Source organism: Bacillus haimaensis (assembly GCF_048270625.1).
In the GTDB taxonomy this organism is placed as follows: Bacteria; Bacillota; Bacilli; order Bacillales; family Bacillaceae_I; genus Sutcliffiella_A; species Sutcliffiella_A haimaensis.
Genome location: NZ_CP158164.1, coordinates 97,937 through 121,770, shown reverse-complemented (window position 1 = coordinate 121,770; position 23,834 = coordinate 97,937). Strand labels below are relative to the sequence as shown.

The window sequence follows — 23,834 nt, the reverse complement described above, 5'->3', positions numbered from 1 at the left end:
TCATCTCTAACCACCTAAGACGTGCACCCGTTTGCATTCTTCTATTTTTCTTGCTGTATCATCGAGTATAAAAGCGCTGCCACTTTTTGTGTGTCATGTCTAATATATCCATCTTCGTAACGGATAATCTTATCATGGACAATCTTCAGTCCCATTCCGGATAATTTTGCGATGTCATATACAACAGGAGTAGCATATTCCTTTTTATAGCGGAATTTTATCTCTTCCGGAATATCCTCTTCGTTTACAAGAATCGTATCCATAAACGGACACCCAAGATGGTCATACAAGGCTTTCACATGATCGCTTGCTGTGTAATCCAACGTTTCACCGGCTTGCGTCATCACATTGCAGATATATACTTTTTTAGCATCAGACTCACAAACCGCCTCCCCTATTTTAGGTACCAGCAGGTTTGGCAGGATACTAGTATACAGGCTCCCAGGCCCAACAATAATCAGATCCGCTTTCCTGATTTCCTCCACGGATTCCCCGAGAGGCTCCACGTTTTCAGGTGTCAGGAAGACTCGCTTGATCTTTTTACCGGAGTATGGAATTTTAGATTCACCGGATATGACCGTACCATCTTCCATTTCCGCATGAAGAATGACACTCTGGTTCGCTGCAGGAAGCACCTTGCCCCTTACATTCAATACCTTGCTCATTTCGCGGATTGCGTGGACGAAATCCCCGGTGATGGTGGTCATTGCCGCCAGCAGGAGATTGCCTAGTGAATGGCCGGATAGCCCGTTACCCGCCTGAAAGCGATGCTGGAAAAGATCTTCCACCAATGGTTCGACATCGGATAGGGCGGCGAGTACATTGCGGACATCACCCGGAGGCGGGATATGCAGCTCATCACGCAGTCTGCCTGAGCTTCCGCCATCGTCAGCCACTGTTACAATGGCTGTGATGTCCACATCATAATGTTTCAATCCCCGGAGCAGGACAGGAAGACCTGTGCCTCCTCCTAGAATGACGATTTTCGGAAGTTTGGAACGACTCATCAGCGTTTATCCTTTCGTCGTTCAATATCACGATGTGTTATCAGCGTATCATAATCATCCTTGAAATGCTTTGCAAAGTACTCCGCCAATGTCACGGAACGGTGCTGGCCGCCTGTGCAGCCAATCGCGATCACGATCTGGCTCTTACCTTCACGCTTATAGTACGGAAGCATAAAGGTCAGGAGGTCTGTCAGCTTTTCAATGAATTTCTGTGTTTCCGACCATTTTAGCACATAGGAAGATACTTCTTCATCCAATCCGGTCATCGGCCTCATATGATCGATGTAATGCGGGTTGGGCAGGAAACGGACATCAAATACAAGATCTGCATCAATCGGAATTCCGTACTTAAATCCAAAGGAAAGAACGTTCACCTTGAAAGTTTGTTTGGAGTGCGTTGCAAATTGTTTGAGGATTTTCTCTCTAAGTTCTCGCGGTTTTAAATTGGAAGTATCCAGAATCAGCTGAGCACGGCCTTTCAGCTCTTCTAACAACTCGCGTTCATGCTCGATTCCCTCAAGCGGCAATCCGGATTTCGCCAACGGATGCGATCTTCTTGTTTCCTTATAGCGGCTGACAAGCACCGAATCCTTTGCATCCAAGAACAGGATCTGAGGCGTTACCCACGATAGCTCGGAAATATCGTCAAGCGCTTCGAACAAGCTATCGAAGAATTCGCGGCCCCGAAGATCCATGACAAGGGCTACCTTGTTCATCTTGCTTCCGGACTCCTCCATCAGCTCCAAAAATTTCGGCAATAGCGTAGGGGGAAGATTGTCCACGCAGAAAAAGCCCAAATCCTCCAAGCTTTGAATGGCAACGGTTTTACCGGCTCCACTCATTCCAGTAATTATGACTAATTCCACATCACTGCTCGTACCTGTACTCATGCTTCTTCCTCTCCTATCTTAATTGGGATCCAGACGATAGGACAACAGTTCGAAGTCCGGCGTGTAAGTAAACGTACCGAAAATCATCCCTGATCCTTTTATCAAATAATCCAGAATATGAAAATCTCCCGGAGCCATCGGCAATTCAGCTATACTGTCTGCCTTATGCCATTCGATTTTGCCTTCCTCCGACTCCAACACGTTCTGGCCGTCATATTCAGTCGCCAGAAATGTGAACATCATCCATTCTGAAACAATTTCATTTCCTTCTTTTATCACAAAAGTAAAAACACCCTTAAGGGCAGGATTTTTTAAATATATGCCTGTTTCTTCGCGATATTCGCGCACAACGGAATCCTTCACAGACTCCCCATGCTCCATCTTTCCGCCAGGTGCTACCCACCAACCACGTCTCGGCTTTTGCAGCAGAAGGACTTGATCATCACGCACTAATACACAATTTGTTACTCTTTGCATGATTCTTCACCTCAATTTTATTGGAAAAGCTCAGCAGGAACGTTCATTCTCCATACTGAAGCAAGGCTTTTGTAAAATTATTCGATTTTCAGAACTAGCCAAGTGTATCATTTCTATTTTACTTTAAAAGGATGAAATAAGACACAGTAAAGTTCTACAAATTAGGGAACATTGAGCTTGCTCGAAACTGTATTCAAAAAAGGTATCGATTCCAGATTCGTGAAACCGCTTTACTTCCATAAGTATAGCATACCAATGGATACATATAGAACAAGCCTGTGAGAATTTCTGACAATATGTAGCATGGATCAAAGTCAAGTAGAAGAGGATGTAAAAAGAAGCAAAAAAAATTGGCACGGGAAAAAGGGAACCCGTGCCGTCAAACTATATTTATAAAAGGGGGTCAATTACTACTTATATAATAACCGATTATTGTTTCAAAGCTGTTACAGATTGGTTAAAGCGCAGTTACGATTTGATTAAGAGGATATTTCGACAAGTTTACCCATAATCCTCCATCTACCGACAAACCCCTCAGATTTTCTCTGCTTGCTGCGCTTTTAACTCTTCCAAAAGCTCTTCTACATAATGCTGTGTGCTTTGTGCAGCAATACTTCCGTCCCCTGTTGCCGTAACGATCTGGCGTAAAGTCTTTTCGCGGATATCTCCAGCCGCAAAGATGCCTGGCACCTTCGTCTCCATACGCTCATTCGTTTCAATATAGCCCATATCATTGGTGATACCAAGGTTCAAGAACGGTTTAGTCAGTGGAAGCATTCCAACATAGATGAACACGCCATCTGTTTTGAAATCCTGTTCGGAACCGTCTTTTGTGCTGACAAGTGTCACACTGCCAACTTTTCCGTTCAGTTCATTGATTTCCTTCACTGTATGACTCCAGATGAAATCAATCTTCTCGTTGTCAAAAGCACGTTGTTGAAGGATCTTCTGGGCACGAAGCTCATCGCGACGATGCACAATTGTAACTTTTGAAGCGAATCGGGTCAAGTATACGCCCTCTTCCACTGCAGAGTCTCCTCCACCTACAACAACAAGCTCTTTTCCTTTAAAGAAGGCCCCATCACAAACCGCACAATAGGAAACCCCGCGGCCGCCAAGCTCTTTTTCACCAGGAACGCCGATTTTCTTGTATTCCGCACCGCTTGAAATGATAACTGTGCGGGCTTTATAGGATTTCCCTCCAGCATTGACTGTTTTATATTCCTTGCCATCAATAATCTCTTTTACATCTCCGTATGCATATTCCGCACCGAATTTTTTCGCATGATCAAACATTTTTGTAGAAAGCTCAGGTCCAAGGATATGGTCAAATCCAGGGTAGTTTTCCACTTCCTCTGTGTTGGCCATCTGTCCACCTGGCATTCCACGCTCAATCATCAATGTGCTCAAGTTTGCACGGGAGGTATATACTGCTGCTGTCATTCCAGCCGGTCCTGCTCCGATAATTACCACATCATAAATTTTCTCTTCTGTCATGTTGTCCACTCCTTTGTATACTTTCAGTCGTTATTTTTATGAAAGGACCCTTGTTTTTCATCGTGTTTTTAAGAAGCCTGTTATCTGTTTTTCGGAATACTTCTAGTAAAAGTATTCCCAGTTACTATCCTATATAACAGACTAGTTGTACGTCCAACTTTTTGCTCATGTTCTATCCGTTAGTGTGTTTTTCGTTCCTGGACAAACATTATGATGCTTAATGTAAGAAAACACAGGCCCGCAATAATCGGCCACACAACAAGAAACCCAGGAGTGTTCTGGACACCATTACCGATTGGCCCCACTTTTGGTTGACTTTCATAATAGAGTCCATACAAAGGAAGACAGATCATAACCAAAGATAATACCAAGATAACGTACTTTCTCATGTTTACCTCTCCTACCATGATTCTTTACAATTATTGTAACATGAATTACTTTTAAAAAATCGCAAAACAAAAAAGCCAAGACAGTGATATTGTCTTAGCTTCTTGTTAAGGCGTGGGGTCCATGAGGTCCTCTACCTTTTTTACGTATTTTCTTAAGGTGCTGACAGAAACGTTGTATTGCTCCGCCAATTCCTTTTGCTTGGCTGCATAGCCATTGTGTTTGCTCCATACATAATCAAAGGCACTTGCCCACGCGGGTGCATTCGTGAAGGCTATCGCTTCTTTTTGCGCTCTGGCGAAAAGGACGAACCATTCCTTCACTGCCTGATCTGTCGAATGAAGCTTCAACAGGGATGCTATCTCATAGCCGTTTGCAATGCTAAGCGGAACATCCTTTTTCTTGAGCAGAACTGCCATGGCAAAATCACGTACACTGGAACTGGCATATGGCTGGTCGAGCACATTCTTTATGGTCGTTTTCTTGGAAAAGCTAAGCGTGAAAATCTTAAATAGCTGCTCTGCTTCTTCCAATTCGAGATCCACATCATCATTCTGCTTCCATGGCTCCGTGCCCGCTTTTTCAGGGTTCATCTCCAACACTTTCGCCCATGCCTGCTCGGCAACTTGATAGCGCTCCGTATGGTAGGCCGCATTTGCCAACCAGAAAAAGAACGTGCCATCTCCCTGGAATCCGTTGCGCTGCAGGGATCGCAGCCATTTGTAAGCAAGATCATGTCGACCAATCAAGCCGAATGTCGCACCAAGCTTATAGCGATGCTCCACCAGGATCGGGGTCACCTTTTCCAATCTTCCTGCAAGAACTTTCATTTCATCCAGGTTATTTTCATAATGGTAGAACACAAGCAGATTGCATAATGCATGAAGGTTGCCAGGATTTTTGTCCAGAACATCCTCCAGCACATCACGAGCCTGTGTCAGGTTGCCTTTATAAAAATAAGCAAGCGCCAGATTGTTGTACGCTGACCAGAACTGCGGATACTCCTCGATAATCTCTTCCAAAAGCTCCAGCGCTTCATCGAGCTGGCCTTTTTCCAGAAGATTGCGCGCCTGCTCCTGCATCACAATGAGATGATCCTGCCCCATCACATAATCCTCAGGCTCATCCGTCTCAATGGATAGCAGATCCATCAGGTCCTCCGTATCCTCGACAAACTCCCCATCAGGCTCCATGGTCAAATATTCCTCGGCATGTTTTCTGGACTCCTGGAACAATCCAAGATACGCATAATTGTTCGCCAAAAAATAATGGCAATCATACATCTCTGGCTCCAAGTTCTCCACAATATCCATCAATAGCTCATTCGAACGCTGATAATCACCCAGCTCCGTCAACACAATAGCCAGCTGGCACATAATTGACGCATCACTCGGCTTCAAATCCTCCGCGCGCTGCAGCCATTTTCTCGCTTTATATAAATCCCGCTTCCGATAAGCACGAATTCCCTTTTGATAAAAATAATCCCCATTCTGCGCAAATGGGATCACCTTAGTAACACTCTTCTTCAAATTCGGTTTCTCTCCCATTATAGCCTCCAACAAAACATACTTTACCGTTCGTAGTATAACACAACTCCCCCCTCACAACAGATGGCAAAATTAATCAACAATATTCCAACAAAATGCTGCAAAACACACCCCCCCCGCAAGCCAAAGCGCCCCCAGCGCTTCGCTCCCCCTCGCCACGCAAACCACCCTCACCAAAACAAACTAAACAAAACAACCCTTCGCTACGATTTCGTCCCCTATATACCCCGACGGCCGCCTGGGGCCTGACCCCAAAAACCACACAACCTCACCAAAACAAACAACCTAAGCCCACCCCACAATCTCAACGACCACACCCTATGGGGTCTGGCCCCGGTCTTAAGCATCCCTCCCACAACAAAAATCCAAAAACCGCAAAACCACACCAACCCCGCAAGCCAAAGCGCCCCCAGCGCTTCGCTCCCCTACACCACGCTAACCTCCCCCTCCAAAACAAACTAAACAAAACCCACCCCTCCACGAATTCGTCCACTAAAAACCCGACGGCTGCCCGGGGCCTGACCCCAAAAACCACACAACCTCCCCCAATTAAACAAACTTAGCGCACTTTTTAAACTCCACGACCTTACCCTATGGGGTCTGGCGCCGGTGTTAAGCCATCCCTCCCCAACAAAACCTCCAAAAACCGGCAAAACACCAAAAACACACGCTCACTTCCCACCCCCAAAACCACTTATCAACGAAAACGCACCCTATATCAACGGTTTTTTACAAATATCAACGAAAAACACTACGATATCGATAAAACGCATCCTTCGACACAATTCGCGCGCATCTCATCGCAACGCAACACATCGAATCACATCGCATCGCACCACCACCCAAGCAAGCCACGCATACAAAAAAAAGCGCCTCCCCAGCAGCAAACACCCTGCCAGAAAAACACTCCCACATCACTTACTCTTCGTATGCCGCTCCTCCAAAACCGCCAGCACCTCATCCAAACGCACATCCTGCTCCCTCAGCAGCACCATCAAATGAAACATCAAATCTGCAGCTTCCCAAGTAAGCTCTTCTTTATCACGGTTTTTAGCTGCAATAATCACCTCGGCTGCTTCTTCCCCAACCTTCTTCAAAATCTTATCCACACCCTCTTCAAACAGGTACGTGGTATAAGATCCTTCCGGCATCTGCTGCTGTCTTTCTTCTATTAAACGTTCCAAAGTCGAAAGTATCCCTAATCCCGAACCGCCGGCCACCGCACTGTCCTTCAGCATAACCTCATGAAAACATGTATCCTCGCCCTTATGGCAAGCCGGCCCATTCGGCTCCACAAGTACAAGAACCGCATCCTGATCACAGTCATAGCGCATTTCGTTCACCTTTTGCGTATTGCCTGAAGTGGCACCCTTATGCCAGAGTTCACCGCGTGACCTGCTCCAAAACCACGTTTCTCGTGTTTCTATGGTTTTCACCAGCGACTCCCCGTTCATATAGGCAAGCGTCAACACTTCGCGTGTCTTGGCATCCTGTACGATACACGGCACAAGGCCCTTCTCATCAAAACGCACCGCTTCCAAATTGATTTCCACACTCATCGAACGAGCACCCCCTTCTCTTTTAAAAATGATTTCACTTCACGGACTGACGTTTCTTTATAGTGAAAAATGGATGCAGCAAGCGCCGCGTCTGCCGCACCTTCCTCAAAAGCATCCAGAAAATGCGTAGCCTCACCGGCTCCACCGGACGCAATGACCGGTACACTAACCGCCGAACTGACCGCTTTTGTCAAAGCAAGGTTGAAGCCTTTTTTCTCGCCATCACTATCCATGCTTGTCAACAGAATCTCCCCAGCTCCCAGACGAACCGCTTCCTTCGCCCAGGCGACCACTTCCCATTCCGTTTCCCGGCGGCCGCCATGCGTATATACTCGCCAGCTACCAAGCTCCTCATCATACTTAGCATCGATCGCAACCACGATACACTGCGAGCCAAAATAATCACTTCCCGCTTGAATAAGCGTCGGATTCAGCAAGGCTGCAGTATTCAGCGAAACTTTATCTGCTCCTGCACGCAGTAACCGCTTCATATCTTCAATCGTATTGATGCCGCCACCAACAGTAAAAGGAATGGCAAGCTTTGCAGCTACCTGCTCGACCACTTCGACCATCGTTTCACGTCCTTCATGGGAGGCGGAAATATCCAGGAACACCAGCTCATCGGCACCTTCTTCATCATAAAAAGCCGCAAGCTCCACAGGATCGCCCGCATCTCTCAACTCTACAAACTGGACCCCTTTTACCACACGTCCTTCTTTTACATCCAAACAGGGGATGATTCGCTTAGTCAGCATCGTCACTTCACCTCTTCAATCGCACTAGCCAGTGAAATTTTATTCGTATAAATCGCCTTACCGACAATAGCTCCTACTACGCCACGCCCGGCGAACTCCCTTAGTACCTGCAGATCGATTATCGAGCTTACTCCGCCTGAAGCAATGACGGATGCACCTGTTACACTGGCCAACTCTGCTGTGGCCCCAACATTTGGACCTGAAAGCATGCCGTCTGTTGCAATATCGGTGAAAATGAAGGTCTTGGCGCCGGCCTCTGCAAGCTCACGTCCTAGAACTGTCGCTTTTACTGTGGAAGTTTCCACCCAGCCTTCAGTGGCAACATAGCCATCCTTCGCATCCAGGCCGATTGCAATCTTTTCCCCGTAGCGCTCCAGCATTTCTTTTACAAAGGAAGGATTGTTGATTGCTGCACTTCCCAAAATAACGCGGTCTACACCTTGCGATAAATAGAACTCGACGTCCTCCGCACTGCGTATGCCGCCACCGATTTGCACCTTCGCCGGGAGCTCACGAGCAACCTGCAAAACAAACGAATGATTCACAGGAGCACCAGTCTTAGCCCCATCAAGATCCACCATATGAATCCATTCAGCACCCTGTTCCACAAAGCTTTTCGCCATCTCAAAAGGGGAATCGCCATACACCGTCTCCTTGCTATAATCACCCTGCAGCAACCGCACGCATTTCCCGCCACGCATATCGATTGCAGGATATATTGTAAATGCCATCTATTTCTCCCCCTTTTCCGTCAAGCCTACAAAATTCTTGAGAATCGCAAGTCCAGCATCACTGCTTTTCTCTGGGTGGAACTGTGTGCCGAACACATTCCCTCTCCCTACTACAGCCGGCACCTGCACATCATAGCTGCTGCTTGCCAGCAATTCATCCGAAGCAAATCCAGTCACATAATAGGAATGGACAAAATAGACAAAATCATCGTCAAGTCCCTCCAAAAGCGGCGACCTTTGTTGAAAGTCGAGCTTGTTCCATCCCATATGAGGAACCTTGTAGCTCTCACCATTTGGAGTCACCCCAGGAAAACGCACGACCCTGCCTTCGAGCAGACCGAGTCCATCCGTCACCCCATTTTCCTCACTTTCCCCATATAGGAGCTGCATGCCGAGACAGATTCCGAGTAGCGCTTTTCCACTCTTCACTTCTTCTTTAATAAACGCATCAATCTCTGTTTCTTTTAAAATAGCCATCGCATCACGGAAGGATCCCACTCCCGGCAAAATCAAGCTATCCGTCTCTGCTAGAACTTCTTGCTCCGAGGAGATCACATACGGTACATCCATCCGTTCCAGCGCCTTGCTCACACTATACAAATTACCCATTCCGTAGTCGATGATGCCAATCATTCTATAACATTCCTTTCGTGGAAGGCACTCCTTTTACACGAGGATCGATAGTGGTAGCTTCGTCCAGGGCACGTCCCAATGCTTTAAAAATCGCTTCTATGATGTGGTGTGTATTTCTTCCGTAATGCACGATTACATGCAGGTTCATCCTTGCCTCCAACGCCAGCTTCCATAAAAATTCATGCACAAGCTCCGTATCGAATGTTCCGACCTTTTGGCTCGGGAACTCCGCTCTGATTTCAAGGTGCGGACGGTTGCTCAAATCCACAACCACCTGCGCCAGCGCTTCATCCATCGGGACAAATGCATTGCCGTAGCGTTTTATCCCCATTTTATCCCCAAGTGCATTTTTCAGTGCCTGGCCGAGGCAGATTCCGATATCCTCCGTAGTGTGATGATCATCGATATCCACATCCCCGTTTGCCACGAGATCCAAGTTGAACTGGCCATGCTTGGTGAACAGGTCCAGCATATGTGTCATGAAAGGAACCGGTGTTTCAAGGTTTGCCGCTCCTTCCCCATCTATCGTAAAAGATAAATCTATCTGTGTTTCCCTTGTATTCCGCTCGATGCTTGCTGTTCTTGTCATCAGAATTCCCCTCGCTTTTTAAATCTCGCTTCCACTGCACGTGCATGCGCCTCAAGACCTTCCAATCTTGCAAACGCCGCAATTTTATCCACATTATCCTCTAGCGCCTGTTGACTGTACATGATGATGCTCGACTTTTTCACAAATTCATCCACAGATAACCCACTGGAGAACCTCGCAGTCCCATTTGTCGGCAAAACATGATTCGGTCCTGCAAAATAATCCCCAACAGGCTCCGAGCTGTATCTTCCTAGAAAAATTGCACCTGCATGCTTGATATAAGGCAGCAGATTCATCGGTTCCTTTGTCATCACTTCCAGATGCTCAGGCGCCAACTCATTGACAACCCGGAGCGCTTCCTCCATCGACTCTGTCACATAGATGGCCCCAAATTCGTTGATTGATGCCCGTGCAATCTCCACTCGTGGCAGATCGGACAGCTGCTTTTCCACTTCCAGGGCCACACGCTCTGCAAGTTCTCCACAGGTTGTCACCAGCACACAGGAGGCACGCTCATCATGCTCCGCCTGTGATAGCATATCTGCCGCCACTTCAAGGGCATTTGCAGTTTCATCTGCCAGCACGACAATCTCACTTGGGCCGGCGATGCTGTCGATATCCACAAGTCCATACACTTCTTTTTTTGCAAGCGCCACAAAGATATTCCCAGGACCTACGATTTTATCCACAGGTTTTATAGAATCCGTCCCGTAAGCAAGAGCTGCTACGGCCTGTGCCCCGCCGACTTTATAGATTTCATCCACACCGAGGATATCCGCTGCAACGAGGACACCTGCCGGAACAGTACCATCAGCAGCTGGAGGCGTCACCATCGCTATACGTTCCACACCTGCAACCTGCGCCGGAATAACGTTCATCAGCACGGAGGAAGGGTATGCAGCCTTTCCGCCTGGCACATAAACGCCGACAGCATCAAGTGCGGTCACCTTCTGACCAAGAATCGTTCCATCCTCTTTTGTGGATAACCAAGATTGCTTGACCTGCTTTTCATGGTACTCCCGGATATTCGCTGCCGCTTCCTGGATCACCACGTTGATGGATGTCGGAAAAGCTTCATATGCCTGGATAATCTCCTCTTTAGTCACCCGCAGGCTATCCAGCTTCGCGCCATCCCATTTTTCCGTGTAAGATAACAGCCCCGCATCGCCTTTTGTACGTACTGCATCTATGACTTCCAACACCGCTTTCCGCTGCTCTTCCGTTCCTTGATCAAGCGAGCGGCGCAGTGATACGCTATCTTCAATTCTCTTTATTTTCATGGAGCTAGACCTCCTCTACAACTTGCGCCAATCTATCCACAAGTTCATCAATTTGCTGGTCTTTCAAGCGAAAACTCACAGGATTAACAATCAATCTGGACGTGATATCCACAATCCGTTCGAATTCCACCAATCCGTTCTCCTTTAAAGTCCGACCTGTGGATACAATATCCACAATCCGGTCGGAAAGGCCGATCATCGGGGCAAGCTCTATCGAACCGTTCAATTTCACAATCTCCACCTGCTCCCCCTGTTCACGGAAATAACGGGAGGCGATGCCGGGATATTTGGTGGCAATCTTCGGAGCAACATCCTGCATTTCTGTCCCAGGCAGCCCCGCAACAGCCAGATAACAGTGGCTAATTTTCAAATCAAGCACCTCGTAGACATCCCGCTCCTCCTCGAGCATCACATCCTTGCCTGCAATCCCGACATCTGCCACTCCATGTTCGACGTAAGTTGTCACGTCCATCGGCTTTGCCAAAATAAAGCGCATATTCTCTGCCGGTACATCGATAATCAGCTTTCTGGAATCATCCAGATCAGGTGGAATCTCGTACCCGGCCTTCACTAGGAGTGCTGCCGCTTCTTCAAAGATTCTTCCCTTTGGCATCGCTATTGTCAGTACGCTCATGATTCATTCCCCTTTCTGGCCTTTCCGAGAAAAAAGGAAACCTCTTGAAAGGAGCCGGTGCATGCATCGACATTTTCCACCCCGCTGATATCCTGCAGCACCACTCTCTCCCCCTCTTCCCTTTTCATTCTCGCAAACTCGATCGCTTCTTCCCTGCGCTCCTGGCTGAAAAGAACACCATGAATCGCAGCGGTCGCCTTTTTCATATCCTTCGCCTCTAAAAGACGGTCAAGATGGATGCCGAATCCGGTAGCAGACTTATCCCGGTCAAACTTTTGGAAAAGCTGATCATATCGTCCGCCGTTCCCGATCGGAAAGCCGATATTTCCTGCATAGGCCTCGAATACAATCCCCGTGTAATAGCTCATATGGCTGACGATATTCAGATCAAGCTTCACAAAATCCTGAACACCGTAGGCTTCAAGCATCGTCCATAACTGCTCCAGCTCTTCAACCGCTTTTCTTCCAGCTTCGCCTTCCACAATCTCTTTTGCAGACTGAATCTGCGTAGAATTTCCACGAAGGGTCAACAGAGACAGCAGGCGTTTTTTATCTATCGAGGATAACGGCAAGCCTTTCACATGCTCGCGGTACCCCACATAATTTTTTTCATATAAGTATCTTCTTAATGTCGCAGCCCGTTCTTCATTCCCGACAATATCAAGGAAAATCTCTTGAAGAAAACCGACATGCCCTATCGCTATCGTAAAGGTGGATAGTCCGACCTTTTGTAAAAGGGAAACCATCAAGGCAATCATTTCCGCATCCGCACTGATCGAACGGTCCCCGATGCATTCGACCCCGATCTGCTCGAATTCTGCAGGTCTTCCGGCCTCATTCTGCTGGGCCCGGAACACATTCGCAGAATACGCCAAGCGCAACGGGTAGCCTTCATTGACCAGTCTTGAAGCCGCTACCCTCGCAATCGGTGCCGTCATGTCAGGACGCAATACCAATGTATGTCCCTGTTGATCAAGCAGTTTAAAAAGCTGTTGATCTAAAATCGCAGAAGCCTCGCCGACCGTATCATAATATTCCAAGGTCGGAGTCTCCATAAACTGATAGCCCCATTGATTGATAACTGTGGTCATCGTATCCTTGACCATCTTCTTCGGTTCATATAATGAAGGGAGCGTATCCCGCATTCCCAATGGTTTTTCAAACATAAACAGTTTTGACATCTGGCAGCCCGCCTTTTGCTGAAATGATAAATTGTAGAATAAATTCTAAATCCTTTAGTTCGCTAATATGGTAACATACTAACAAATTGATGATTGATGGTCAAGTGTTAAGTGGTGAGTTAGATATGTAGGAATTCTATGTGGTGGATATATGCTGTTACCGCTCCTATACCCTATTATGACTAAAAAAAGACACTCTAACCTGGAGCGTGAATGGTTGGGGTGCAGTACAATTTGGTCCTTCATCCCACAAAAAAACAGCCCACCCTTAATATTGAGTGGACTGCATTAAAACATTCTTACATTTTCAACCGCTCTGCCATCTCTTCCTTCGTATAGATGACGCGCATCGGGTTGCCGCCGACGAAGACGCCGGGCGCAACATCCTTATGTACGAGGGTACCGGCGGAAACTATCGCTCCATCCCCAATTGTGACACCAGGAAGGATGGTGGTGTTGGCACCGATCATGACCTCGCTACCGATCTCGACATCTCCAAGGCGGTATTCCTTTACAAGATATTCGTGGGCGAGAATCGTCGTATTGTATCCAATCACCGTATTACGTCCTACGTTTATTTTCTCCGGGAACATCACATCAAGCATCACCATCAGGGCAAAGGACGTCTGATCGCCGACCTTCATCCCGAGAAAATTACGATACAGCCAATTTTTCATTCCGAGAAATGGTGAATATCTCGCAAGCTGAATGACGGCGAAATTTTTCACTACTTTTAAAAAGGGAACCGTTTTGTACACATGCCAGAGGGAATTTGCGCCTTCCACGGGATAACGGGTCGTTCTTCTACTCACCCTTGGTCACTCCAACGAGCGGTAGAATGTCTTCCATGTGTGTAAGTACATAATCCGGTTCAAATTGCTGCAGGTACTCCACACCTTTGATGGTCCAGCTTACTGCAGCCGTTTTCGTGCCCGCATTCTTCCCTGCAAGGATATCGTGGTAGTTGTCACCGACCATGATCGCCTCTTCCGGAGTGGATCCAAGCTGTTGCAGGGCAAGATGGATTGGTTCCGGGTCTGGCTTGGCATTCGTTACATCATCCAGGCAGACCACTACATCAAAGAAAGCATCGAGTCCGGTCAATTTCAAACCCATCACAACAGTCCCGCGCATTTTTGTTGTGACGATCCCGAGCTTCAGCCCTTTTTCATGAAGCAGCTTCACCGTGTCATAGACACCTTCGAACTCCTTCACCAATTCATCATGCTTGCTCAAATTGAATTCGCGATAGTGGGTGATCATTTCCTCCACTCGCGCTTCATCCATTTTGACGAACGTGTCATAGAGAGGCGGCCCAAGGAACGTGAGGATATCATCACGCTGGTATTGGTCCGGATAGTAGTGGTTCAAGGTGTGTAAAAATGACTCAATAATCAAGTCATTTGTATCGATCAATGTTCCATCCAAATCAAACAGTAAGGTGTTAATGCTCATAGGTTGCTTCCTTTCTTTTTGAAACTTTGATTCTCTTCCAGATGAATGCTACTGCAATGGTTAATAGTATAGCCGTAACAAGGCGGATCACAAGCAATGGCCAGACAGGAATGCCAAGCGGAATGAAGATCAGCGTATCCTCCACAACAGCATGACAGGCAACAAGGAAAATAAAAGCCAGGGTCAGGTCCTTTTTGCTTACATTATCCTCTTTTACGGCTTGGATCATCACACCTGCTCCATAAGCCAGACCAATCGTCAATCCCGCAACCATCGTCGTAGCGGTATTTTCCTTCATGCCAAGCATTTTCATAAAAGGCGCCATCCATTTCGAAAAGACGGCAAGCCAGCCCAATTCCTTCATATATTGCACAAGGATCATCAATGGGATGACGATGATGGCAAGCTGCACGATTCCCATCAAGCCTCGTTGCACCGCATCAAGGATGATAGGAAAGAATCCGGAGACAGCCTCCTCGGACTTCGAAACCAGCCCATATTGTGCCAGCTCCTGCCCGCCGTTCCATGCAAGGTTGATGATGATTCCGGAGAATATCGCCAAGCCGAGGCGGACGATGAGAATCACCCAGATCTTCAAGCCTACTTTTGCCGCTACCGTCGATTCCACCAGGAGGTTATGGGAAAAGGACAGCATTATCGCCAATATGAACACTTCTTTTACAGTAAGGTCCAATGTCAGGATGGCACCGATCCCGGCATATAAATTAAGAAAGTTCCCAATGACAAGGGGAATGGCCGCTTCCCCGGACAGTCCGAAAATCCCCATCAATGGCGCAATCGCTTTAATGATAAATTGTAATATAGGGGTATGCTGCAAAATCCCCACAATCAATGTCACCGGAAAAATCACTTTACCTAAGGTCCAGGTCGTCTTCAGACCGACCATGAGACCTCGTTTGAACGTCTCTAGCAAGGCGCTCCCCTCCCCTTTGTCAACACAAGCCGTACCATATCCGGGGGCCGTTTATCTTTTTTATGAAGCAGTATCTGTATCTAAATATTTCTTGTTTGCTAGCCCTGTCATGCGGCGCACCCCAATCAGTCCGATAGCAAGCAATACAAGTGCGATGGAAATGACCTGTGCAATACGCAGGCTTTCCGTCAACATCAAACTGTCGGTACGCATTCCTTCCACAAAGTAGCGTCCGATGGAATACCAGATCACATAGCTCAGGAACAGTTCTCCTCGGCGCAGATTCACCCGGCGCAGAAGCAGCAGTAATCCAAAGCCGACGAAATTCCAGATTGATTCATAGAGGAACGTCGGATGATAATAGGTTCCGTTGATATACATCTGATCGATGATGAATTGCGGCAGATGAAGTCCCTCTAGGAATTCTCGTGTTACTTCTCCTCCGTGGGCTTCTTGGTTCATAAAATTTCCCCAACGGCCGATTGCCTGGCCAAGGATGATGCTTGGAGCTCCAATGTCGGCAAGCTTCCAGAACGAGATTCCACGTATTTTTGCAAAAACAACACCGGTCGCAATGGCCCCGATCAAGCCTCCGTGGATGGCAAGTCCGCCTTCCCAGATTTTGATGATTTCACCTGGATTGTCTCCATAGTAGTCCCATTGAAAGATTACATAATAAAGCCTTGCACAGATAATCGCAATCGGTATGGCAAAGAGCACTAAATCAACAAAAATATCTTTATTCAATCCACGGCGTTCAGATTCGCGCATTGCAATCCAAAGTCCCAGCAACGCACCGGTTCCAATAATCGCCCCATACCAGTAAATGGTGATGGGCCAGCTGATTAATATCGGATCCAAAGGCTGAATGTTACCCATTAACATTTCTTCCACACTCCCATAATTTAAATATCCTCATGTTCCCCTTCATCGATAACACCGGATAAACGGTTCGAGAACTGTTCAGCCGCATTCATGCCCATACGCTTCAGGCGGAAGTTCATCGCCGCAACCTCAATGATGACTGCCAAGTTTCGTCCAGGACGAACCGGAACAGTCAATTTTGTCACCTCAGCATCAATGATCTTCATCTTTTCCTCTTCCAGTCCAAGACGGTCATATTGCTTGTTTTTATCCCAAAGCTCAAGATTGATAACAAGCGTGATGCGTTTATAGCTTCGTACAGCCCCAGCCCCGAACAGGGTCATCACATTGATGATACCCAGCCCGCGGATTTCCAGCAGATGCTCGATCAGCTCCGGGGAATTCCCGATAAGTGTATCCGTATCCTCCTGGCGGATCTCCACGCAATCATCGGCAACAAGACGATGACCTCTTTTTACAAGCTCGAGCGCGGTTTCACTTTTACCGACACCACTCTTCCCGGTAATCAGTACGCCGAGACCATAAATGTCGACAAGCACACCATGCACCGCAGTTGTCGGAGCAAGCTTTCCTTCCAGATAATTCGTCAAGTGGGAGGAAAGACGCGTCGTTTTCAATGGGGAACGCATCAAAGGGACACTTTCCCTTTCTGCCGCCTCCACCAATTCCTGCGGCACTTCCATATCACGAGAGATAATGATGCCAGGCGTGATATCCGTGCAGAGCTGTTGCATTCGATCCTTTTTCTCAGTAGATGTCAACTGATCAAGAAAAGAAAGCTCCGTTTTTCCCAACAACTGAATTCTTTCAGCAGGATAATAAGTAAAATAACCCGCTATCTCAATACCCGGCCTGGAAATATCACTTGTCGCAATGGGACGATTGATCCCTTCCTCACCGGCAATCAATTCAAAATTAAATTTTTCCATTAGATCCTTCGTCCGAACTTTTGGCAAGGCCAAAACCTCCTTAACTATGTAAAAAACCTTATTTCCCATATGTTAAAAAACAACCTGTTCCCATTTTAGCACTTTTTTACTTTATTATTAAGCACAGAAACTTATCGGGAGAAAATAAAAAGCCCGGAAGTGGATTCCGGGCTTTGCTGTCCTATTTCTTTTTATCCTGCAAAGGTTCTACAATTGCTTTCTGTATCAGTAGATTCAATAACGAGATGACAATCGCTGCTAAAATCGCTGTGCCGAAACCGTCGATATTGAACGCATCTCCCATCAGGGTAGCGGTCAGCATGAGGGTGATGGCGTTGATTACAAACAGGAACAGACCGAGCGACAAAATGGTAACCGGCAATGTAAGCAGCACCAGTATCGGCCTTACAATCGTGTTCAGGGCTGCAAGAATCAAGCTCGCGATGATGGCCGCTCCGACTCCGCTCAAGTAGAAGGAATCGAAGTAGCCGGATACGACGATCAGGACAAGCGCATTAACTAATATGCTTGCGGCCCATTTCATGACCGCATTTCACCTTCATCATTCGGCATCAGGAATACGAGCACAAAGTAGGTAATAAGCAGTGGTACGAAACCTGTCGGGAACAGGGCAATGACGAAGATCACACGTAAAAGTGTTGCATCGATTCCCATGTAGTTGGCAAGTCCGCCAAGTACACCCGCAAGTTTTCTGTCATATTTGGAACGAATAAGTTTTTTCAATTTATTTCACCTCGTACGGTTTGATGGAGATAGATCCAGTCGTTGTCTCCGCTAAAATATGCGTGAGCGCTGCATCTTCTTTCTTCACTTTAAAGTGCATGGCTTTCTGCACCACTTCATTTTTCTCTTCCACTACATCCATTCCCGGCATTTCACATGTAAAGCCGCCAAGATTGGTCTTCAATTCCGCCTCTACACTGTTTGTGGTAGGCAAAAATAAGTCGATGCTGCCGGTCTTTGTTTTCGCCATCACGGAGCGGACGGAATCCCCAGTCAGTTCTCCGGTTACGTTCCCGTTAAAGCTCTGGATATCCAGCTTCTCAATGTCTCCTTTAACAAAGACCTTTCCATTGATTGTTTCGGCTTCAAGTTCCCGGCTGTTGCAATCAATCAGCTTGATATGTCCGTTTGCCGTTTCCACTTCCATATCGGAGCTTGTTGCACGGTCAATCATGATCGAACCATTGGCTGACTTCAGCTTCATCGTCGCTACATGTAGACCTTCCCCTTCGATTCGGCCATTAAACATGCGCACATGTAGGTTATGGTACTCGGCCTCCGGGATGTACACCGTCGCGTCCACTTTCAACTGCTTCTTCTGAACGGAAAAACGAAGCTTTCCGGATTCGATCGAAAACAGCACTTCCGATAAAAATGCCTTGCGGGCCTCGTCCTGTGTCTCCACTTCGTAGACCTTCGCCTCACACTCGATCTTTACGTCACTATCTTTCCATGGCACTATCTTCACGTTTCCATTTGCCACATCAATATCAATGTCCTGTAGATAAACATCCGACTGTTGGAAAATGTGCTGGATGGAAGTAGACGGCCCAAAATTGAAATCAAGGTCTAGATCCTTGATTTTCTGCAAGGCGCTTCCTACAAAATCCAGGATGTTATTTTTAAAAGAGGAAGCCTGCTTGCTGTAGGAGGAGTAGTCTTTCTTCGTTTTCTGTTTTTCCCTCTGTTGGGAGCCAGTTCCGGTCTTTGAAAAGATTTTCGATGATAATGCTGCAAAAATATCATTCTCTGCATCTTGAGAGGCTTTGGAGTTTTTGGTCCACTCCGTTACCAGTTCATCATTCTTCATATCTTTTTCCAGGTTATTCTTTTCCAGACTCTCCAATAAAATGATTGCCTCTTCCGCCGTCAGCTTTCCTTCTTCCACCAGCTTCAAAATTCTTTTACGTTCTTCCATTCTCTCTTCCTCCTTTAGTATATCCAACATGATTTTGTTGTATGAGTTGGGCAATGTATATGCCATTTATGATTCTTTTAAAAGTTGAATTCCTTTAACAATATTCCAAACTGTAGTTCCTATTACTAAAACAGCACCAATGATAATCAGTATTATGAACCATAGTACCGCTGCCTGGTCCATTACAAAACCGAATGCAAAAAGGGGAACGACAATCAGAGGCAGCAGATGTGAGAGCAGTGATGACATCGCATGCCCCTTCACCTCCTGTTCATCCGCTATAAAATACACCACAAGCGGCAGCAAAAACGGTGCAAAAAACAAACTGAAGTAACATAACGCCGACAAAACCTTATTATTCTTTCCCAAGACAGCCACCTTCCTTCCCTTTCAAGTCCAGGCATCAACACCTGCCAGGATCCCACTACTACTAATACGCATACCCAACCCCAAAAGTTTCACACTTTCTGTTTTAGATTGTTGCTTGAAAAAGCGGGTTATTTTGTATACTCTTTAAACTCCCCTCTTGGTTTACGCTCCAGGGGTTCGCTTTCCGCGGGCGGCCTCGGGAGCCTCCTCGGCGCTAAAGCGCCTGTGGGGTCTCCCTCGACACGCTACTTCCGCAGGAGTCTCACCCCCTGCGCTACAACCAATAGGGGTAAAGTAATTAAACAAGTTTTCCTGTAATAACAGCAACAAAGTAACCTATCACTTATTCTTTATCCTTTAATTACTTCCTATCTTCATTGTCGCATAAATTCCTGTATTAGGGGTCAGACCCCAGCAGTATTCTTACTCCCTGTCTACTACGTCTAGAGGCTTATATATATCAATTTTGTTAAAGTCCTATATTTGTTATTTCGTAATTCTAGCTGTTGATTGGAGCAATAGGCGAAGACTCCTGCGGGAGAAAGCGGTAGGCTGGAGACCCCACAGGGCAAAGCCCGAGGAGGCTCCAGCACCGCCCCGCGGAAAGCGCAGCCTAGTGCGGAAATCAACAGCGGTGTTCAATGTTGCAATAAAATTAACCCCTCTGTTTTAGGTAACACCATTGGAATGGTATAATGTAGAATAATAGTTGGGTATAGTGGGTAGTAAGTAGGATAGAAGGAGTGAAGAGTATGTTTGATTTTGTAATGGAGCATTTATTAACGATTATAATTGTACTGGTTGTTTTATTTGTAGTAATCCCCTTCCTAAAAAGCATCCTATCAAAGCTCGTAATCATAGGACTAGTATTGGTAGGACTAGTGTTCTTCGGTATTCTTGGCCCCGACTTCACGGAGTCCTCCACCAATTACGTGGAAAATACAATCCGACCTGTCGTGACCAACGAAATCGACAAAGCGGATTTCACCTATGATGAAGACACCAAGGAATATATCGTGCAGAGCGCCTCTTTTCATCTCAAAGGGAAACTCAACGAAAATACAGGCGAAGTACGTTTCAAGGATAAAACGTACGAAATGGATGTCCGCTTTCTGAAGGACATCATCGAGAAAAAAGTGGAAGAGGAACAGGCAAAGGAATAGTCACCAACAACCAGACGAATATACGTATAGTAGTAAAATAGAAAAAAGGGCTGAAGCCTTGACGGATTATCCATCAAGGCTTCAGCCCTTTTGTTATGTTTTTGATCTTAACCTTTACTTACCGTTTCAACTTCTCGCACCTTCTGATCCATGCGGTCACGATCACGGAGAAGCACCGGTCTCAAGTATTGACCGGTATAGGAAGATTCCACTTCGATGATTTCCTCCGGTGTTCCGGTTGCAATAATGGTACCACCTTTGTCGCCACCCTCCGGTCCGAGGTCGATCATGTAGTCAACCGCTTTGATGACGTCCAGGTTATGCTCGATGACAAGAACCGTATCCCCGTTCTCCACCAATCGCTGAAGAACCTTAAGCAGTCTCGCAATATCATCCACATGAAGACCTGTTGTAGGCTCATCCAGGATATAGAGGGAACGGCCGGTAGATCTGCGGTGCAGTTCGGAAGCCAGCTTCACACGCTGCGCCTCTCCCCCGGAAAGGGTCGTTGCAGGCTGACCCAGGGTGATATATCCTAATCCCACATCAAAGACCGTTTGCAGCTTGCGCTTGATTTTCGGGATGTTTTCAAAGAAGCTGACTGCATCTTCCACTGTCATCTCCAGGATATCGGCAATATTCTTTCCTTTGTACTGAACCTCCAAGGTTTCTCGGTTGTAACGCTTTCCATGGCACACTTCACATGGTACATAAACATCCGGAAGGAAATGCATCTCGATTTTGATGATTCCATCTCCACGGCAAGCCTCACAGCGCCCGCCTTTTACGTTAAAGCTGAAGCGTCCCTTTTTATAGCCGCGCACCTTCGCCTCATTCGTGGAGGCAAACACATCACGAATATCATCGAACACGCCAGTGTAGGTTGCAGGATTGGATCTCGGTGTACGCCCGATTGGCGACTGATCGATATCAATCACCTTGTCGAGATGTTCCACGCCTTTGATTTCCTTATGCTCCCCAGGCTTTGTTTTCGCATTATGCAATCGCTGTGCCAATGACTTGTGAAGAATATCATTGATCAACGTACTTTTTCCTGACCCTGATACCCCTGTTACAGCAACAAAGCAGCCAAGCGGAATTTTCACCGAAACATTGCTCAGGTTGTTTTCATTCGCACCGACTATTTCGAGAAAGCGATCCTTGACCACTATTCTTTCAGTAGGCAGCGGAATAAACTTCTTCCCGGACAGATATTTTCCTGTCAAAGAATGAGGATCGTTCATCACCTCTTCAGGTGTACCGGCAGAGACGATATTCCCTCCATGCACGCCAGCTCCCGGCCCGATATCAATCAGATAGTCAGCCGCGATCATCGTGTCCTCGTCATGCTCCACCACTATCAAGGTATTTCCGATATCGCGCATGTTCTTCAATGTCTGGATGAGGCGGTCGTTGTCTCGTTGATGCAGTCCGATGGAAGGCTCATCAAGGATATAGAGAACACCTGTAAGCCTCGAACCGATCTGGGTAGCAAGACGGATACGCTGTGCTTCCCCTCCTGACAGTGTTCCAGCTGCCCTGCTGAGTGAAAGGTAATCCAGGCCGACATTGTTCAGGAAGCCTAATCGCTCACAGATTTCACGAAGAATCATGTGGGCGATTTTCTTTTCCTTCTCGGTGAGATCCATATTTTCAAAGAATTCAATAGCCTCCACGATGGAAAAGTTGGTTACATTTCCGATATGGAGTTTGTTTATTAGAACGGACAAACTCTCGATTTTCAGGCGGAACCCTTTACACCCAGGGCATGGCTGCTGCGCCATGTACTTTTCCATCTGCTCGCGGATGTAATCCGAGCTTGTTTCCTTGTACCGGCGTTCCACATTCGGAATGACCCCTTCAAAACGGATATAGCTTTCTCGAACCTGACCAAAGTCGTTTTCATAACGGAAATAGACTTCATCTTTTCCGCTGCCATATAGGATCTTGTCTAACAGGTGATCTGGTATTTCACTTACAGGCACATCCATATCGATGCCATAATGGTTGCAGACCGCCTGCAGCATTTGTGGGTAGTATTGTGAGCTGGTAGGCTCCCAAGGCGCAAGAGCATGCTCTTTCAAACTGAGTCGTTTATTCGGCAGAACCAAGTCCACATCGACTTCGAGTTTCGTACCAAGACCATCACACTTCTGGCACGCACCATAAGGACTGTTAAAGGAGAACATTCTCGGCTCAAGCTCCCCGATTGAGAAACCGCATTGCGGGCAGGCATGATGCTCGCTGAACAGCAATTCCTCTTCTCCCATCACATCGACAATGACCTTACCGTCACCTAGGCGCAATGCCGTTTCCAATGAATCGGAAAGACGCGTCGCAACACCTTCTTTGACGACAATACGGTCGATGACCACTTCGATGGAATGCTTCTTATTTTTTTCCAACTCTATTTCATCCGTTACCTCGACCATTTCCCCATTAACACGAACACGGACATAGCCCTGTTTCTTGATGTCTTCGAGCGTCTTTACATGCGTACCTTTGCGCCCTTGCACAACTGGAGCCAGTATTTGCAGCTTCGTCCGTTCCGGATATTCCAGGATTCGGTCCACCATCTGCTCGATGGTCTGGGAAGAGATTTCAATTCCATGCTTCGGACAAGTTGGACGCCCCACCCGTGCAAAAAGCAGACGAAGATAGTCATAAATCTCCGTCACCGTACCTACAGTCGAACGCGGATTGCGGCTTGTTGTCTTCTGGTCGATGGAAATCGCAGGCGAGAGGCCTTCAATTGCATCGACATCCGGCTTATCCATCTGTCCTAAAAACTGGCGTGCATATGCAGACAGGGATTCCACATATCTCCGCTGCCCTTCTGCATAAATCGTATCAAACGCAAGGGACGATTTCCCTGAACCTGATAGACCCGTCAAAACGACAAGCTTATCCCGTGGGATCGTCACATCGATATTTTTTAAGTTATGGGCTCTGGCCCCTTTCACTACTATCTTATCCATTGCCATTCTTCC

The 23,834-nt window shown here is 46.9% G+C and carries 25 protein-coding genes; 1 reads left to right on the top strand and 24 read right to left on the bottom strand.

Annotated features, from left to right (window positions below; translation table 11 throughout):
* Window positions 1–41: 41 nt before the first annotated feature.
* From ABN702_RS00550 to ABN702_RS00440, 23 genes are all read right to left on the bottom strand, one after another.
* Complete coding sequence (locus ABN702_RS00550; protein ID WP_417898946.1) at window positions 42–1,007, bottom strand: gluconeogenesis factor YvcK family protein; 966 nt, start codon at window positions 1,005–1,007, stop codon at window positions 42–44.
* Window positions 1,007–1,897: an RNase adapter RapZ gene (gene rapZ, locus ABN702_RS00545; RefSeq protein WP_386634664.1), complete on the bottom strand. Its 891-nt coding sequence runs from the start codon at window positions 1,895–1,897 to the stop codon at window positions 1,007–1,009. The genes ABN702_RS00550 and rapZ overlap by 1 nt, the downstream gene beginning before the upstream one ends.
* 18 nt (window positions 1,898–1,915) lie before the next feature.
* Window positions 1,916–2,374 carry an 8-oxo-dGTP diphosphatase gene (locus ABN702_RS00540; RefSeq protein ID WP_417898945.1) on the bottom strand — a complete coding sequence of 153 codons (459 nt, stop codon included), beginning with the start codon at window positions 2,372–2,374 and terminating at the stop codon, window positions 1,916–1,918.
* 534 nt (window positions 2,375–2,908) lie between these two features.
* Entirely contained in the window at window positions 2,909–3,871 is a 963-nt protein-coding gene (gene trxB, locus ABN702_RS00535) for a thioredoxin-disulfide reductase (protein ID WP_417898944.1), read from the bottom strand.
* Window positions 3,872–4,050: 179 nt separating this feature from the next.
* Window positions 4,051–4,260 carry a hypothetical protein gene (locus ABN702_RS00530; protein ID WP_417898943.1) on the bottom strand — a complete coding sequence of 70 codons (210 nt, stop codon included), beginning with the start codon at window positions 4,258–4,260 and terminating at the stop codon, window positions 4,051–4,053.
* 105 nt (window positions 4,261–4,365) lie between these two features.
* Window positions 4,366–5,805: a tetratricopeptide repeat protein gene (locus ABN702_RS00525; protein WP_417898942.1), complete on the bottom strand. Its 1,440-nt coding sequence runs from the start codon at window positions 5,803–5,805 to the stop codon at window positions 4,366–4,368.
* 914 nt (window positions 5,806–6,719) lie between these two features.
* The gene (gene hisIE / locus ABN702_RS00520) at window positions 6,720–7,364 is read right to left on the bottom strand and encodes a bifunctional phosphoribosyl-AMP cyclohydrolase/phosphoribosyl-ATP diphosphatase HisIE (protein ID WP_417898941.1); all 645 of its coding nucleotides are present in this window, start codon (window positions 7,362–7,364) and stop codon (window positions 6,720–6,722) included.
* Window positions 7,361–8,119 carry an imidazole glycerol phosphate synthase subunit HisF gene (gene hisF / locus ABN702_RS00515; protein ID WP_417898940.1) on the bottom strand — a complete coding sequence of 253 codons (759 nt, stop codon included), beginning with the start codon at window positions 8,117–8,119 and terminating at the stop codon, window positions 7,361–7,363. The genes hisIE and hisF overlap by 4 nt, the downstream gene beginning before the upstream one ends.
* Window positions 8,120–8,121: 2 nt before the next feature.
* Entirely contained in the window at window positions 8,122–8,850 is a 729-nt protein-coding gene (hisA, locus tag ABN702_RS00510; protein WP_417898939.1) for a 1-(5-phosphoribosyl)-5-[(5-phosphoribosylamino)methylideneamino]imidazole-4-carboxamide isomerase, read from the bottom strand.
* Complete coding sequence (gene hisH / locus ABN702_RS00505) at window positions 8,851–9,483, bottom strand: imidazole glycerol phosphate synthase subunit HisH (protein WP_417898938.1); 633 nt, start codon at window positions 9,481–9,483, stop codon at window positions 8,851–8,853.
* Window position 9,484: 1 nt separating this feature from the next.
* Window positions 9,485–10,072 carry an imidazoleglycerol-phosphate dehydratase HisB gene (gene hisB / locus ABN702_RS00500; protein WP_417898937.1) on the bottom strand — a complete coding sequence of 196 codons (588 nt, stop codon included), beginning with the start codon at window positions 10,070–10,072 and terminating at the stop codon, window positions 9,485–9,487.
* The gene (gene hisD / locus ABN702_RS00495; RefSeq protein WP_417898936.1) at window positions 10,072–11,352 is read right to left on the bottom strand and encodes a histidinol dehydrogenase; all 1,281 of its coding nucleotides are present in this window, start codon (window positions 11,350–11,352) and stop codon (window positions 10,072–10,074) included. The genes hisB and hisD overlap by 1 nt, the downstream gene beginning before the upstream one ends.
* 4 nt (window positions 11,353–11,356) lie before the next feature.
* Window positions 11,357–11,989, bottom strand: coding sequence for an ATP phosphoribosyltransferase (gene hisG / locus ABN702_RS00490; RefSeq protein ID WP_417901009.1), 633 nt, complete (start codon window positions 11,987–11,989; stop codon window positions 11,357–11,359).
* Window positions 11,983–13,167: an ATP phosphoribosyltransferase regulatory subunit gene (locus ABN702_RS00485; RefSeq protein WP_417898935.1), complete on the bottom strand. Its 1,185-nt coding sequence runs from the start codon at window positions 13,165–13,167 to the stop codon at window positions 11,983–11,985. The genes hisG and ABN702_RS00485 overlap by 7 nt, the downstream gene beginning before the upstream one ends.
* Before the next feature lie 299 nt (window positions 13,168–13,466).
* Complete coding sequence (locus ABN702_RS00480) at window positions 13,467–13,979, bottom strand: acyltransferase (protein ID WP_417898934.1); 513 nt, start codon at window positions 13,977–13,979, stop codon at window positions 13,467–13,469.
* The gene (gene ppaX / locus ABN702_RS00475; protein ID WP_417898933.1) at window positions 13,972–14,622 is read right to left on the bottom strand and encodes a pyrophosphatase PpaX; all 651 of its coding nucleotides are present in this window, start codon (window positions 14,620–14,622) and stop codon (window positions 13,972–13,974) included. Before ppaX ends, ABN702_RS00480 begins: the two co-directional genes overlap by 8 nt.
* A complete protein-coding gene (locus tag ABN702_RS00470) occupies window positions 14,612–15,529 on the bottom strand; it encodes a nucleoside recognition domain-containing protein (protein ID WP_417901008.1) in 918 nt (305 codons plus the stop codon). The genes ppaX and ABN702_RS00470 overlap by 11 nt, the downstream gene beginning before the upstream one ends.
* 87 nt (window positions 15,530–15,616) lie before the next feature.
* Entirely contained in the window at window positions 15,617–16,441 is an 825-nt protein-coding gene (lgt, locus tag ABN702_RS00465; RefSeq protein ID WP_417898932.1) for a prolipoprotein diacylglyceryl transferase, read from the bottom strand.
* Window positions 16,442–16,461: 20 nt separating this feature from the next.
* A complete protein-coding gene (gene hprK / locus ABN702_RS00460) occupies window positions 16,462–17,397 on the bottom strand; it encodes an HPr(Ser) kinase/phosphatase (protein WP_417898931.1) in 936 nt (311 codons plus the stop codon).
* A gap of 154 nt (window positions 17,398–17,551) precedes the next feature.
* Window positions 17,552–17,914 carry a phage holin family protein gene (locus ABN702_RS00455; RefSeq protein WP_417898930.1) on the bottom strand — a complete coding sequence of 121 codons (363 nt, stop codon included), beginning with the start codon at window positions 17,912–17,914 and terminating at the stop codon, window positions 17,552–17,554.
* Window positions 17,911–18,114: a PspC domain-containing protein gene (locus tag ABN702_RS00450; RefSeq protein ID WP_204412541.1), complete on the bottom strand. Its 204-nt coding sequence runs from the start codon at window positions 18,112–18,114 to the stop codon at window positions 17,911–17,913. Before ABN702_RS00450 ends, ABN702_RS00455 begins: the two co-directional genes overlap by 4 nt.
* Window position 18,115: 1 nt before the next feature.
* Window positions 18,116–19,312, bottom strand: a complete 1,197-nt coding sequence (locus ABN702_RS00445; RefSeq protein WP_417898929.1) for a DUF4097 family beta strand repeat-containing protein — start codon at window positions 19,310–19,312, stop codon at window positions 18,116–18,118.
* A 66-nt stretch (window positions 19,313–19,378) separates the two neighbouring features.
* A complete protein-coding gene (locus ABN702_RS00440; protein ID WP_417898928.1) occupies window positions 19,379–19,681 on the bottom strand; it encodes a hypothetical protein in 303 nt (100 codons plus the stop codon).
* A gap of 752 nt (window positions 19,682–20,433) precedes the next feature.
* Here ABN702_RS00440 and ABN702_RS00435 point away from each other — a divergent pair.
* Entirely contained in the window at window positions 20,434–20,844 is a 411-nt protein-coding gene (locus ABN702_RS00435) for a hypothetical protein (RefSeq protein ID WP_417898927.1), read from the top strand.
* A gap of 107 nt (window positions 20,845–20,951) precedes the next feature.
* On the opposite strand, the gene uvrA is transcribed toward ABN702_RS00435, so the two are convergent.
* A complete protein-coding gene (gene uvrA, locus ABN702_RS00430) occupies window positions 20,952–23,828 on the bottom strand; it encodes an excinuclease ABC subunit UvrA (protein ID WP_417898926.1) in 2,877 nt (958 codons plus the stop codon).
* Between the last annotated feature and the right edge of the window lie 6 nt (window positions 23,829–23,834).

Coding starts and splice junctions, on each gene's coding strand:
- ABN702_RS00550 (WP_417898946.1), bottom strand. CDS start 1,007: ATGAGTCGTTCCAAACTTCCGAAAATCGTCATTCTAGGAGGAGGCACA.
- hisA (WP_417898939.1), bottom strand. CDS start 8,850: ATGGCATTTACAATATATCCTGCAATCGATATGCGTGGCGGGAAATGC.
- ABN702_RS00540 (WP_417898945.1), bottom strand. CDS start 2,374: ATGCAAAGAGTAACAAATTGTGTATTAGTGCGTGATGATCAAGTCCTT.
- hisF (WP_417898940.1), bottom strand. CDS start 8,119: ATGCTGACTAAGCGAATCATCCCCTGTTTGGATGTAAAAGAAGGACGT.
- ABN702_RS00485 (WP_417898935.1), bottom strand. CDS start 13,167: ATGTCAAAACTGTTTATGTTTGAAAAACCATTGGGAATGCGGGATACG.
- hisD (WP_417898936.1), bottom strand. CDS start 11,352: ATGAAAATAAAGAGAATTGAAGATAGCGTATCACTGCGCCGCTCGCTT.
- lgt (WP_417898932.1), bottom strand. CDS start 16,441: ATGTTAATGGGTAACATTCAGCCTTTGGATCCGATATTAATCAGCTGG.
- ABN702_RS00470 (WP_417901008.1), bottom strand. CDS start 15,529: ATGGTCGGTCTGAAGACGACCTGGACCTTAGGTAAAGTGATTTTTCCG.
- ppaX (WP_417898933.1), bottom strand. CDS start 14,622: ATGAGCATTAACACCTTACTGTTTGATTTGGATGGAACATTGATCGAT.
- ABN702_RS00435 (WP_417898927.1), top strand. CDS start 20,434: ATGTTTGATTTTGTAATGGAGCATTTATTAACGATTATAATTGTACTG.
- ABN702_RS00525 (WP_417898942.1), bottom strand. CDS start 5,805: ATGGGAGAGAAACCGAATTTGAAGAAGAGTGTTACTAAGGTGATCCCA.
- rapZ (WP_386634664.1), bottom strand. CDS start 1,897: ATGAGTACAGGTACGAGCAGTGATGTGGAATTAGTCATAATTACTGGA.
- ABN702_RS00455 (WP_417898930.1), bottom strand. CDS start 17,914: ATGAAATGGGCCGCAAGCATATTAGTTAATGCGCTTGTCCTGATCGTC.
- uvrA (WP_417898926.1), bottom strand. CDS start 23,828: ATGGCAATGGATAAGATAGTAGTGAAAGGGGCCAGAGCCCATAACTTA.
- hisH (WP_417898938.1), bottom strand. CDS start 9,483: ATGATTGGCATCATCGACTACGGAATGGGTAATTTGTATAGTGTGAGC.
- trxB (WP_417898944.1), bottom strand. CDS start 3,871: ATGACAGAAGAGAAAATTTATGATGTGGTAATTATCGGAGCAGGACCG.
- hisB (WP_417898937.1), bottom strand. CDS start 10,072: ATGACAAGAACAGCAAGCATCGAGCGGAATACAAGGGAAACACAGATA.
- hisIE (WP_417898941.1), bottom strand. CDS start 7,364: ATGAGTGTGGAAATCAATTTGGAAGCGGTGCGTTTTGATGAGAAGGGC.
- ABN702_RS00530 (WP_417898943.1), bottom strand. CDS start 4,260: ATGAGAAAGTACGTTATCTTGGTATTATCTTTGGTTATGATCTGTCTT.
- ABN702_RS00445 (WP_417898929.1), bottom strand. CDS start 19,312: ATGGAAGAACGTAAAAGAATTTTGAAGCTGGTGGAAGAAGGAAAGCTG.